General features: G+C 70.9%; 15 protein-coding genes. 6 read left to right on the top strand and 9 right to left on the bottom strand.

The annotated features are described in order from the left end of the window. The 3 genes from JHD21_RS16215 to JHD21_RS16205 form a co-directional block, all read right to left on the bottom strand. On the bottom strand, window positions 1–200 hold a 200-nt coding region (locus tag JHD21_RS16215; RefSeq protein ID WP_292677307.1), incomplete at its 3' end, for a hypothetical protein. Between the two features lie 151 nt (window positions 201–351). Further along, a complete protein-coding gene (gene nrdR, locus JHD21_RS16210; RefSeq protein WP_292677305.1) occupies window positions 352–858 on the bottom strand; it encodes a transcriptional regulator NrdR in 507 nt (168 codons plus the stop codon). Between the two features lie 289 nt (window positions 859–1,147). Then, entirely contained in the window at window positions 1,148–1,714 is a 567-nt protein-coding gene (locus JHD21_RS16205) for a mismatch-specific DNA-glycosylase (protein ID WP_292677303.1), read from the bottom strand. Window positions 1,715–1,752: 38 nt separating this feature from the next. Here JHD21_RS16205 and JHD21_RS16200 point away from each other — a divergent pair, with 38 nt between their 5' ends. Both JHD21_RS16200 and JHD21_RS16195 read left to right on the top strand, forming a co-directional pair. Continuing rightward, window positions 1,753–3,015 (top strand): nucleoside transporter C-terminal domain-containing protein, encoded by a 1,263-nt coding sequence (locus tag JHD21_RS16200; RefSeq protein WP_292677301.1) that lies wholly within the window; start codon window positions 1,753–1,755, stop codon window positions 3,013–3,015. A 49-nt stretch (window positions 3,016–3,064) separates the two neighbouring features. Further along, a complete protein-coding gene (locus JHD21_RS16195) occupies window positions 3,065–3,370 on the top strand; it encodes a hypothetical protein (RefSeq protein ID WP_292677299.1) in 306 nt (101 codons plus the stop codon). Here the strand turns inward: JHD21_RS16195 and JHD21_RS16190 are convergent. From JHD21_RS16190 to JHD21_RS16165, 6 genes are all read right to left on the bottom strand, one after another. Next, window positions 3,367–3,771 (bottom strand): DUF3052 domain-containing protein, encoded by a 405-nt coding sequence (locus JHD21_RS16190; RefSeq protein ID WP_292677297.1) that lies wholly within the window; start codon window positions 3,769–3,771, stop codon window positions 3,367–3,369. The two genes, JHD21_RS16195 and JHD21_RS16190, sit on opposite strands and share 4 nt — an antisense overlap. A 121-nt stretch (window positions 3,772–3,892) precedes the next feature. Then, window positions 3,893–4,246, bottom strand: coding sequence for a LysM peptidoglycan-binding domain-containing protein (locus tag JHD21_RS16185; protein WP_292677296.1), 354 nt, complete (start codon window positions 4,244–4,246; stop codon window positions 3,893–3,895). A 190-nt stretch (window positions 4,247–4,436) separates the two neighbouring features. Continuing rightward, entirely contained in the window at window positions 4,437–4,937 is a 501-nt protein-coding gene (locus tag JHD21_RS16180) for a nuclear transport factor 2 family protein (RefSeq protein ID WP_292677294.1), read from the bottom strand. Beyond that, window positions 4,934–5,755: a glucose 1-dehydrogenase gene (locus JHD21_RS16175; protein WP_292677292.1), complete on the bottom strand. Its 822-nt coding sequence runs from the start codon at window positions 5,753–5,755 to the stop codon at window positions 4,934–4,936. The genes JHD21_RS16180 and JHD21_RS16175 overlap by 4 nt, the downstream gene beginning before the upstream one ends. Further along, on the bottom strand, window positions 5,752–6,372 hold the full coding sequence (locus tag JHD21_RS16170) for a TetR family transcriptional regulator (RefSeq protein WP_292677290.1): 621 nt from the start codon (window positions 6,370–6,372) through the stop codon (window positions 5,752–5,754). Before JHD21_RS16170 ends, JHD21_RS16175 begins: the two co-directional genes overlap by 4 nt. 43 nt (window positions 6,373–6,415) lie before the next feature. Further along, entirely contained in the window at window positions 6,416–7,216 is an 801-nt protein-coding gene (locus tag JHD21_RS16165) for an SDR family oxidoreductase (RefSeq protein ID WP_292677288.1), read from the bottom strand. Between the two features lie 97 nt (window positions 7,217–7,313). On the opposite strand from JHD21_RS16165, the gene JHD21_RS16160 reads away from it, so the two are divergent. The 4 genes from JHD21_RS16160 to JHD21_RS16145 all read left to right on the top strand — a co-directional run. Next, window positions 7,314–8,009: a hypothetical protein gene (locus JHD21_RS16160; protein WP_292677286.1), complete on the top strand. Its 696-nt coding sequence runs from the start codon at window positions 7,314–7,316 to the stop codon at window positions 8,007–8,009. Between the two features lie 63 nt (window positions 8,010–8,072). After that, the gene (gene lexA / locus JHD21_RS16155) at window positions 8,073–8,801 is read left to right on the top strand and encodes a transcriptional repressor LexA (protein ID WP_292677284.1); all 729 of its coding nucleotides are present in this window, start codon (window positions 8,073–8,075) and stop codon (window positions 8,799–8,801) included. A 158-nt stretch (window positions 8,802–8,959) separates the two neighbouring features. After that, on the top strand, window positions 8,960–10,465 hold the full coding sequence (locus JHD21_RS16150) for an MXAN_6640 family putative metalloprotease (protein ID WP_292677282.1): 1,506 nt from the start codon (window positions 8,960–8,962) through the stop codon (window positions 10,463–10,465). A 167-nt stretch (window positions 10,466–10,632) separates the two neighbouring features. After that, window positions 10,633–11,502 (top strand): alkaline phosphatase D family protein (locus JHD21_RS16145; protein ID WP_292677280.1); only part of this gene is annotated, 870 nt, incomplete at its 3' end.

Genomic DNA, 11,502 nt, shown 5'->3' with positions numbered 1-11,502 from the left:
ACGCCGCGCTGCTCGAAGACGGTCTCGCCGGTCTTCCAGTTGGTCTGGACGACGTCGCGGCGCTCCCAGTTGAGCTCGTCGTAGGGGTGGACCCCTTCGGTGCTGAAGACGCGCTCCATCGTCAGCCCGGCGCCGCGCTTGGCCTTGCCCGAGTTGCCGCCCGAGGTGGTCTTCGCCCCGCCGTTGACCGTCTCCGTCATGTGCATTCTCCCTGGTCCCGCCCCCGTGAGAGGCCTTGATGGTCCCTGCTCTTCAGTGTTGCTGGTGGCACCGACAGCGCAGGGACAGGTCGGGTCACTGGGGTCTGCACCCGGTACGCCGCTTCCCCACGACGTACCGGGCGGTCTGTGGTCAGCCCGTGTTGGCGGGCTGAGGGGTGTCGAGCTCGCCGACGAGCTCGTGCAGCTGCTCGGCGCGGTTGGCGCGGAGTGCCGCGATCTCGATCTCGAAGTCCTCGGCGGTCTCGAACTGCTTGTAGACCGCGGCGAAGCGCAGGTAGGCGACCTCGTCGAGCTCGCGCAGCGGCGCCAGGATGGCCATCCCGATCTCGTGGGAGGGGAACTCGGCCTGGCCGGAGCTGCGCAGCGCGTCCTCGACCTGCTGGCCGAGGCACTCGAGGTCGTCCTCGGTGAGCGGTCGGCCCTTGCAGGCCTTGCGGACGCCGGCGATCGCCTTGTCGCGGCTGAACGCCTCGGTGGCACCGGAGCGCTTGACCACGGTCAGCTGCATCAGCTCGAGGGTGGTGAACCGCTGCTCGCACTCGGCGCACACCCGGCGGCGGCGGATCGAGCCGCCGTCCTCGGAGACCCGCGAGTCGAGGACCTTGGTGTCGGTGTTGCGGCAGAACGGGCAGTGCATGGGTCCTCCTCCCGGGCTGGTGGATGTGCTGGCGGATGTGTGGGGGCGCGCTTCAAAGACCCGGCGTCCGGGTGCTCCGAGCTGTGGATAAGGGGGGTTTACCTGTGTAGAACAACCGGCTACCTGTGGGGCTTCCACCCTGGCCCTGGGGACTAGATGTGGATAACTACACCGGTGTAAGTACTACATCTAGTAGGACGGTACGCGGCTGGGTCCATGGCGCGCAAGACCTCGGCGAGGTCATTTTTGATCTGGGTCACACCCGGCGCGTTTGCGCAGGTCAGAGTGCCTACGGGTGGTCCGGACCCGGCGTGTCGGGTCGCCGGGCGGACCGTTCCGGCGCGGTGATCTGGGCCAGGTCGCGCCACCACGAGAGCCGGTTCGGGCGCCCGTCGTAGTCCTTGCGCTGGTTGGCGCCGCTGGTGCCCGGAAGGACGAAGACCTCGGCCCCCGCGACGTCCCAGTCAGCCACGCCGAGACCCGGCTTGCCTCGGGCGCCCCGATGGTCCAGCGCGCGGGCGGCGTACCCCGCCGTGCCCTTGCCGGTGAAGGCCACCCACGCCGGCCGCCAGCGCTCGACGTTCGCCAGCAGCAGGTCGATCTCGACCCAGCTTCGGTTGGTCTCGTGGTCCCAGTGCCCGACCAGGTCGGTCAGTCCGAGCCCGAGCTCGACGACCCGATGGTCGTCCTGGGGGCGCAGCCGCTCGGGGGTGAGGCCGCTGAGGTGCATCGACTCCCAGAAGCTGTTGCCGGGCGAGGCGTAGTAGTGGTTGCGGGTCTTGCTGCTCTCCGCCCCGGCCATCCCGCAGAAGACGATGACCGGCTCGGGGCCGACGATGTCGGGAAGCACCTCCACCTGACATGGGTACCCCCGGCCCGGGTACCAGGCACGCCATGGGCGACTTCCGCGGAGTCCTGGGCCTCCTCGTCGTGCTGCTCGTTGCCGTGGCCGTGTCCAAGCACCGGCGCGGGATCTCGTGGCGCACGGTGGGCGCGGCGCTCGGCCTGCAGGTGGGGTTCGCGATCCTGGTGCTGAAGTGGGGCCCCGGCGAGGACGCGCTCTCGTGGGTCTCGGACCGGGTGCAGTCCCTCATCGGGTACGCCGAGGAAGGGACGGTCTTCGTGTTCGGCCCGCTCACCGGCGTCGGCGAGGAGGGCGAGACGATCATTGCCCTGTCGGTGCTACCGGTGATCGTCTTCATCGGGGCGCTGATCGGGCTGCTGTTCTACCTCCGGGTCGTCCAGTGGGCGACGTTCCTCATCGGTGGCGCGCTCGCCCGGATCCTGGGCGTCGGGCGGGTCGAGTCGTTCTACGGCAGCACGGTGATCTTCCTCGGCATGAGCGAGGCGCCGCTGATGATCGCGCCCTACCTGCGCTCGCTCCGCAAGGGCCAGATGTTCACCCTCATGAGCTGCGGCTTCGCGGCCGCGGCCGGGTCGACGCTGGTCGGCTACTCGCTGCTGGGGGCACCGCTGGAGTACCTGCTCGCCGCCACCGTCATGAACGCTCCCGCCTCCCTGCTGATGGCGAAGGTCATGTGGCCCGACAGCACCCCGCCGGACCCGGACGACGACGCCGAGGGAGTCGCCGACGCCGGCGACCGGGAGCTGGACGTCCGGCAGGTCCACGACGAGGAGTCGCGCAACGTCATCGACGCCATCGGCCGGGGTGCCATCGCCGGTGGCCGGATCGCGGTCACCGTCGGGGCTCTCCTGATCGCCTTCATCGCCCTGATCGCCATGGCCAACGGCATCCTCGGGTGGTTCGGCGGCTGGTTCGGCCGCGACGACCTCACTTTCGAGCAGCTGCTCGGGTGGGCCCTGGCGCCGTTGGCGTGGCTGCTCGGCGTGCCCTGGTCCGAGGCCACCGAGGCCGGCTCCTGGATCGGCCAGAAGACGGTGCTCAACGAGTTCGTCGCCTACGCCGACTTCGGGCCGAGCGTCGACTCGATGTCGCCGGTGACGGTCGCCGTGGTGACCTTCGCGCTAGCGGGCTTCGCCAACTTCGCCTCGATCGCCATCCAGATCGGCACCCTCGGCACCATCATCCCGGAGCGACGCGGCTGGGTCGCCGAGCTCGGCATGCGGGCCCTGCTCGCCGGCGGGCTGGCCAACCTGGCGAACGCCGCCATCGCCGGAGTCGTCATCAGCGTCTAGGCCGCGTGGCGGACCGTCGCCCCTGGGTCCCGCCGTCCACAATGTCGAGGTGACAGGCCGGGTCGAACCCACACGGGCGGGTGCGCGCCGCGGCGCGCGCCGCCGACGCGGGTTCCAGCCACGCCTCGCCGGGATCGCGGCGGCGTCGGTCGCAGCGCTCGGCGCATGGGGGTTCCTGGTGTGGGCCGCCATCGACTTCGGCCGCACCGCGCGTGGCGGCGACAGCCAGGCCTGGTGGTTCCTGGCGGTCGCGTCGCTCGGCGCGGTGGTCTGCCTGTTCCTGTCGCTGATGCTCGTCACGCTCCTGCTGCGCAAGCTCGGCGTCCTCGAGGAGCGGAAGCCGCACAAGCACTAGCGGTCCGCGAGCCGCCGGACGAGCTTCAGCGCCGACCAGGTGTCGTCGACGGCCGCGACCTTGACGTCGACCCAGCCGAGCCCGAGCCCCAGGTCGCGCACCCTGTTCTCGTCCAGGTCGCTCGTGATGCCCTGGGCCTTCTGTGCGGCCTTCTTGGGCCAGCACACCCACACCATGCCGGCGGTCGTGGTGCGGTCGAGCAGCGTCGGCAGCCGCCGGGCGAGAGCGGCGTACGTCGTGTGGAAGGTCAGCGTGACGTCGGCACGGGCGGGGAGGCGGGTGACGACCGTGGCGCCGCCGGTCTCCAGCTCGAGCGCGGCCGGGGCGCCGTCGAGGAAGACCACGTGCCCGTCCTTGATCCCGATCTTCCTGCCGAGCGGGGTGCCTGAGTAACCGGCCATGGGGTGATGGTCCCAGGAACGCCTCCCAGGAACGCCGCAGGGGCGGAGCCCCCCGGCTCCGCCCCTGTTCTTCCCCGGCCCGCCAGCCGGGGTCGAAGCGGCTGACGAAGTCTTGGTGGCGCTAGCCGGCGGGGACGACCAGCTTCTGGCCGGCGGAGAGCATCCCGGAGTCGAGGGCGTTGAGGCGCTCGATCTTGGTCATCATGGCCTGCACGTCGCCGTCGTCGGCGAGGCCGGAGGCGATCCCCCAGAGCGTGTCGCCGGTGCCGACGGTCACCACCCGGGTGGGCTCGGGCGTGCCGGCCTCACCGGTGGCGACCGAGCCGGCCGCGACCATGATCCCGATCGCGAAGGCCAGGGCCAGCGAGAGCACGAAGACCACCACTCGACCTCGGCGGGTCAGCCGGACGTGGCTGCGCCGACGCGGCATCGCCACCACGGGGCGGAATGCGGGCTCGATCGTCAGGGTGCTCATCGTGACCTCCAGGGGAAGGGGTGGTCGGGTGTGTTCCAGGTGTAGAGGTCGGCACCGACAGTCACCGGAGCTGAGCCTCGGGATCGATCAGACGTTCGATCGAACACATGTACGAGAGTAGAGCACCTGTTCGAACAGAATCAAGCACCGCGCGAACATTTGTTCGAACGGCGTGTCGCTCCCCCCTCGATCAGGGCGTCGTGAGCCTGGGCGGTGTGACGTCGCGGTCCGGGGGCTCCGTGGGGAACGTCGCGCCGGGGCCGGGTCGCCATCCCGAGCTCGCAACGAGCTCCATCACCTCGGTCATGTTCACGACGTCGAGCTCGTAGTCGAAGAGCCCGTCGCCGGCGTGGTGGAGGATGGAGAACGCGGGTGCCTGACGAGGGCCCTGACCGGCGGCGTCGGGCAGGCGGTTCCACCAGAACGAGACGAGCCGGTCGCCCTCGACGAGGGTCCACTCCTCGGGGAACGTCCAGCCGTCCAGCCCCGTCATGGACATGTCGAAGAACGCCGCGATGTTGTCGCGGCCGACGACGCGGCCCCACGCGGGATCGATGAACACGGCGTCAGCGGTGAACCAGTCGGCGATCGTCGACCACGGAGCAGCGCCCCTGACACACAGCTCCCGCTGGGCGACGTACGCGTGGTAGGAGTCGAGCGCCTGCTGCTCGCGTTCGTTCAGATTGGTCACGGCGACCCTTCCGGTCGGGAGCGCGCCGCCAGCGGCGGCGCCGGGATCTCGATGGCGGGCACGGTCGAGCCACCGTCCACGTTCAGCACGGTGCCGGTGATCCACGACGAGGCCGGCGAGACCAGGAAAAGCACCGCCCGCGCGATGTCCTCCGGCGAGCCGGGCCGGCCCATCGGGGTCCGCTCCACCAGCTGCCGGCGCATGCGTTCGTCTTCCATGACCGTCGCCAACGCCCGTGTGTCGACCGCCCCGGTCCCGATCGCGTTGACCCGGACGTACGGCGCCAGCTCGGCGGCGACGTTCTTGGTCAGGTGGCTGAGGGCCGCCTTGCCCACCCCGTGGGCCACGAACGAGGTGAGCACCATGTCGGCGGCCCGGGACGAGATGTTGACGACCGCACCGGAGCCCGCGGTGTCGACCATCGCCTGGGCGGCCAGCTGGGTCAGGACGAACGGGGCGATCGCGTTGAAGTGCAGGGCGCGGTGGAGGGTGTGCTCCGTGGTCGTCATCGCCGCCTGGGGTGCGGAGCCGCCCGCGTTGTTGACCAGGATGTCCAGCCGCCCGAAGGTCCTGAGCGTCTCGGCGACCAGTCGCTCGAGCTGCGGGGTCTCCATGACATCGGTGGTGACGGCGAGCCCACGTCGACCGGTCGCCTCGATCCGGCCCACGACCTCGTCGAGATCGCTCGCGGTGCGGGCGGCGACGACCACGTCGGCTCCGGCCTCCGCCAGGCCGATGGCGGTCGCCCGGCCGATGCCCTGGCCGGCGCCGGTCACGATCGCGACGCGGTCGCGGACGCTGAAGTCGTCGAGGATCACGGCGCGACGCCCCGGTCGACGCCTCGGGAGACCTGGTCGAGCGCACGCTCGGTCAGCACGTGCAGGGGCTCGGACCGGTCATGGGTGAGCCACCACTCGTAGGCGTACTCCGCCGCGGCCACCATGGACCGCACCAGCACACCGGCGGCCAGGTCGGGGGACGACGGGCCGAGGCGCGCCGCCACGGCGGCGATGAGCTCGTCGCAGTCCTCGACGCTCAACAGGGACGCCCGGCGGAGCGCGGGGGGTGCCGACGCCATCGCACGTCGCCACACCTCGACCCCTTCGACGTCGTCGACGAACTGCGCGGTCCGCGTCAGGATCGCGGCCGCCAGGGATGCGGCGACCTCGTCGTCGGGAGAGCTGTCCCGGAGGCTGGCCACGATCTGCGCCCGTCCGCGCTCGGTCGCGGCGAGCAGCAGCTGGTCCTTGTTGGGGACGTGGCGGAAGAAGGTGCTGGGCGAGATCCCGACGGCCTCGGCGATCGCCTCGGTCGTGACCTGGTCGAAGCCGTGCTCGGCGAACAGACCGATCGCCGCCCGCTCGATGTCGGCGCGGAGCGCGGTGCGCTGCCGCTCTCGCAACGGCACCGCCGACGGCGAGGTGGAGGCGGGCACCGGCCCAACATGGCCTTGACGACAGTGACTGTCAAGATGACTGTCACTCTCGTAGCGCTCGGCGACGCTTGACCGCGCGGCTCCCCTGGAGCTCCAGGAGCCTCAGCGCCGGCGCAGCCTGCGAGGGCACCAGCCCGCCGATCCGCATCACCGCGCCCCGCCAGCCGGGCATCGTCCGGGCCACCCGACGGCTGCCGACGAGTGCGACGGCGGCGGCGGCGACCTCGTCCGTGGTGAGCATCCGGCCCCCGGACCGCACCAGCTTCTCCGCCGTGCCTCCGGTCATCCCCTCGACCATCGCGGTGCTGACGCCATCGGGGCACAGGGCGTGGACCCGCACCCCCCGCGGGGTCTCGAGGTTGACCGAGGTCGCGAGCGACAGCACGGCCGCCTTCGTCGCGGCGTACGCCGACAGGTTGGGCACCGGCCCGAGCGCCGACAGCGACGACGTGATGACCACGTCGCCGCCCGCGGCGCCGAACGCGTCGACCGCGGCCCGGGTGCCCCACATGACACCGAGCAGGTTGACCTCGACGGTGGTGCGGACCTGCTCGTCGGTCAGCTCGACGAGGTCCCGGTCGAAGGCGACGCCGGCGTTGTTGAACCACACCGTCAGCGGTCCGTGGCGACCGGCGGCCTCGGCGACCGCGCGGTGCGAGGCTGGGTCGCGGACGTCCTGGGCGAGACCTTCGGCAGCGCCGATCTCGGACGCCGTCCGGGCGGCGCCCGCACCGTCGACGTCGGTGACGACCACCCGATGACCCCGGGCGACCATCTGCTCGGCGATGGCGCGGCCGATGCCGCGCGCGGCTCCCGTGACGACACAGCTCGAGGTGGTGGCCATGCCGCGAGTGAACCAGGCGATGGCCCGTTCGGGCCATGGCGGCCGGCCGCCCGAGACGGTGGACTGACACGTCCACGTCCAGATCCCGGGAGGTCCCATGCCCCAGCGTCACAGCCGTCTCGTCACCGTCCTGCTCGCCGCCGCCCTCCTGGCCGGCGCGGCGAATCTCGGGGCGTACGCCGCGACCGGCGGTCCGCTGCTGCTCGGCAAGAGCAACTCGTCCGACAAGACCACCAAGCTCAAGACGACCGGCAAGGGTCCGGCGCTGAAGCTCAAGAGCAAGCCGGGCAAGGCGCCGTTCACCGTCTCCAACGACACCAGGATCAAGAAGCTCAACGCCGACCTCCTCGACGGGCTGGACGGCTCCGCGCTGCAGACCAAGGCCTACCGCTACAACCTGACGGGCACCTCCACGGGAACCACGATGCGCTTCGCCCTGCCGGGGCTGCCCGCGGGCCAGTACGTGGTGAACTACGCGGTCAACGCCCAGCTCAGCGGCGCTGCCAGCTTCTTCGGCTGCGTGCTGGACAGCGGGGCGGCCTTCGAGAGCGGCCAGGTCGCAGCGCTCGGCGCGACGGCGGGCGGCGACGCCTGGTACGTCAACGGCGGCGGGCCGCTCGACACCAGGGCGCGCGCCTACACGCTGACCTGCCAGTCGAGCGGCGGCGTCACGTTCACGATCCCGACACCGTTCGCACAGGCCCAGATCGTCCTGACCCGCGTGGACGAGACGGTGACCACGGCGTCGACCGGGGTGCACGTGCCGACGATGAAGCCGGGGCTGGCCCGCTGAGCGACACGCGCGGTTCGAACAGATGTTTGAACAAGGGGCCGGGTTCGTTCTAGCCTGGCCCCCATGGCGAACACGCGCACGACCCGCGGCAAGGTCTCCGAGCTCCCCGACGGACCGCCCGACGCGACGGGGCTGACCCCTCGCCAGCAGCGGATCCTGTCGCACATCAAGGACGCCATGGAACGGGTCGGCTACCCGCCGAGCATGCGCGAGATCGGCGAGGCCGTCGGGCTCACCAGCTCCTCCAGCGTCGCCCACCAGCTCAAGGTGCTCGAGGAGAAGGGGTTCGTGCGCCGCGACCCCAACCGTCCGCGCGCGCTCGAGGTGTTCCTGCCCGAGGTCATGGCCGCGCGTCGGTCGATCTCCGCGGCCGAGGAGTCGTCGGTCGACGAGACCGGCATCGGCGACACGATGCCTCCGGCCACCTACGTGCCGATGCTCGGCCGGATCGCGGCCGGTGGCCCGATCCTCGCCGAGGAGAACCTCACTGAGGTCTTCCCGCTGCCTCGCGACCTGGTCGGCGGCGGCGAGCTGTTCATGCTCGAGGTCAGCGGTGAGTCGATGATCGACGCCGCCATCTGCGACGGCGACTACGTCGTCGTACGCCGGGAGCAGACGGCGTCCAACGGCGAGATCGTGGCCGCGATGATCGACGGCGAGGCGACGGTCAAGACCTTCCAGCGCAAGGACGGCCAGGTCTGGCTGCTCCCCCACAACGACGCGTTCGAGCCGATCGACGGCACCCACGCGACGATCCTGGGCAAGGTCACCGCGGTCCTGCGCCGGGTCTGACCCCTCCCGCTCGCTGCACCTGTCGCTGCACCTGTCGCTGCACCTCGGCGACAGGGGCGTCTACGTCGCCGCCGCGGGGTAAGGTCGGCGCGTCGCGCCGACGGTCACGGGGACCCGTTCGCACGGCGTTCCCTTTCCCTCTCTGAATCGGAGAACTCATGCCTCACTCCGCTCTCTCCCGGGCGGCGGCCACGATGGTCACCCTGGTGGCGCTCGTCGGCGCGACCCTGGCAGCGCCCACCGCGGTGGCCGCCGACGGCGCCGACCGCAAGGCCCTCACGGACTCCAGCTCCAAGAAGGCCGCCCAAGCGCTCGACCGGGCGCAGGCCGCGCTCGCCGGCAAGGACGGGGACGCCACGCTGGCGCTCCGCGACCTGTGGCTGCAGCGCGACAACCTGTCCGCCGCCGACCGTGCCGCCTACGCCAGGCTCGCGGACCGCCCGGTGAAGCCCAGCTTCGTGGAGAGCGGCAACGTCCGGGTCCACTACAACGCGGCCGAGCTGACCGGGTCCTTCAACCAGAACGACGTGCTCGCCTCGGCGTCCCTGGTGGCGCAGACCTACGCCGCGGCCGGCTACCGCCTTCCCAAGCCCGACTTCGGCAAGGGCGGCACCGACCAGACCGACATCTACGTCGACCAGCTCCAGAGCGGTCTCTACGGCTACTGCACCGTGGACAACGACGTGCAGCAGCCCGGCCCGGGCCGTTTCGACGTCCCGGCGTTCTGCGTGGTCGACAACGACTACGCGGGCTTCCCGACCAACACGCCGCTGGAGAACCTCCAGGTGACGATGGCGCACGAGTACTTCCACGCCACCCAGTTCGCCTACGACGCGGCCGACGACGGCTGGGCCATGGAGGCCACCGCGGCCTGGGTCGAGGACGAGGTCTACGACAACGTGGACGACAACGTCCAGTACCTCTTCGACAGCCCCATCACCGACCGCAAGCGGTCGATGGACAAGTTCGGCGGCCTGTTCCACTACGGCGTCTGGATCTGGTTCCGCTACCTCACCGAGAAGTTCCCGGGCGAGACCGGCAGCCTGCCGACGATCGTCCGCCAGTTCTGGGAGGCGGCGGACAGCTCCAAGGGCGCCAAGAAGGACAAGTACTTCACCCAGGGGATGGCGCAGGTCCTGAGGAAGAAGCCCTACAAGACGTCGGTCGACAAGGAGTTCGCACTGTTCTCCGCCGCCAACCAGCGGGCGCCGTTCTTCTACCAGGAGGGCACGACCAACACCGCCGCCGCCTACCCCGCGGCGAAGATCAACGGCACCAAGAAGCTCAAGAAGGGTCAGGCGAAGGCGTTCAACGCCAAGCTCAACCACCTGTCCGCCGCCGCCTACCGGTTCGTCCCGAAGGGCAAGGCCAAGAAGATCAAGTTCGCGATCTCCGGCGCCCCGAAGGTCCAGGGCACCCGCGCCGTCGTCACGACCTACCTGGTCAGCGGCAAGATCAAGACCAAGTACGTCGCGATCAACGCCAAGGGCAAGGGCGCGTTCCAGGGCGCGTTCAAGGCCGGCAAGGTCGCGGCCGTGGACGTGACGCTGGTCAACGCCAGCACCCGCTTCGCGAAGTGCTACGTCAACAACACGGTCTACTCGTGCTCGGGCAAGCCGGTCGACCAGAACAAGCGGATCTCCGTCGTCGGCAAGGCGGTCTGACCGTCCGCTGACACACCCGCACCAACCCAGCACCGCCCCGGTGGGACCAGCTCCCACCGGGGCGGTGCCGCGTCCCGGCCGGACGCGGCGACGTACGCCGGGTGAACATTCGGTGACTCCTGGCTCCGGCGGCGTCACGCCCCCGCCCTCGTGTCGTTGAATGCTCTGTGACCTCGACCCAGACGACCCCTGCCCCGCCAGTCCCGCGCCGGGCGGTCCTGGCCGGCGGCGCGGTCGGCGCCGGAGCGCTCGCCGTGGCCGACGGCCCCGACGCGGTCGCCGGCGGGACCGAGCGGCGCTCTCCCTACTTCCAGCACGGTGTGGCCTCCGGTGACCCGCTGCCGACGGCGGTCCTCATCTGGACCCGGGTCACCCCCACCGAGCGGGCCGTCCCCGGCTCGGGGCAGGGCCCGAAGGTCACGGTGCGGTGGGAGGTCGCGAAGGACCGGCGGTTCCGCAAGGTCGTCCGCCGGGGCAAGGTCGAGACCGGTCCCAGCCGCGACCACACCGTCAAGGTCGACGTGAAGGACCTGAAGCCCGAGACCTGGTACTACTACCGGTTCCGGTTCCGCGACGGCAAGAGCACCGTGGGCCGGACCCGCACCGCCCCCGACCCGAAGTCGACGCCCGACAACCTCCGCTTCGGCGTCGTGTCGTGCGCCAACCTGCAGGCCGGCTGGTTCACGGCCTACCGGGCGCTGGCCAGGCGCACCGACCTGCACGCGGTCCTGCACCTCGGGGACTACCTCTACGAGTACGGCCCCGGCCAGTACGGCTACGGGTTCGACGACGTCGACATCCGGCCGCACGAGCCGGCGCACGAGATGGTCGCACTGGCCGACTACCGGCAGCGGCACGCGCAGTACAAGCGCGACCCCGACCTGCAGGCCCTGCACGCGGCGTACCCCTGGATCATCACCTGGGACGACCACGAGGTCACCAACGACCAGTGGGCCGCGGGCGCCGAGAACCACACCCCCGGCACCGAGGGCGACTACGCCGCGCGCCGGGCCCGCGCCCACCGCGCGTACGACGAG

Source organism: Nocardioides sp., from assembly GCF_016462705.1.
GTDB lineage: Bacteria > Actinomycetota > Actinomycetes > Propionibacteriales > Nocardioidaceae > Nocardioides.
This window is presented reverse-complemented; position numbering and strand designations above follow the sequence as displayed.

What these genes read in the sequence shown, in the direction of transcription:
- JHD21_RS16165 (WP_292677288.1), bottom strand. Translation starts at nt 7,216, where the DNA reads ATGGCCACCACCTCGAGCTGTGTCGTCACGGGAGCCGCGCGCGGCATC.
- JHD21_RS16150 (WP_292677282.1), top strand. Translation starts at nt 8,960, where the DNA reads ATGCCTCACTCCGCTCTCTCCCGGGCGGCGGCCACGATGGTCACCCTG.
- JHD21_RS16185 (WP_292677296.1), bottom strand. Translation starts at nt 4,246, where the DNA reads ATGAGCACCCTGACGATCGAGCCCGCATTCCGCCCCGTGGTGGCGATG.
- JHD21_RS16200 (WP_292677301.1), top strand. Translation starts at nt 1,753, where the DNA reads ATGGGCGACTTCCGCGGAGTCCTGGGCCTCCTCGTCGTGCTGCTCGTT.
- JHD21_RS16190 (WP_292677297.1), bottom strand. Translation starts at nt 3,771, where the DNA reads ATGGCCGGTTACTCAGGCACCCCGCTCGGCAGGAAGATCGGGATCAAG.
- nrdR (WP_292677305.1), bottom strand. Translation starts at nt 858, where the DNA reads ATGCACTGCCCGTTCTGCCGCAACACCGACACCAAGGTCCTCGACTCG.
- JHD21_RS16160 (WP_292677286.1), top strand. Translation starts at nt 7,314, where the DNA reads ATGCCCCAGCGTCACAGCCGTCTCGTCACCGTCCTGCTCGCCGCCGCC.
- lexA (WP_292677284.1), top strand. Translation starts at nt 8,073, where the DNA reads ATGGCGAACACGCGCACGACCCGCGGCAAGGTCTCCGAGCTCCCCGAC.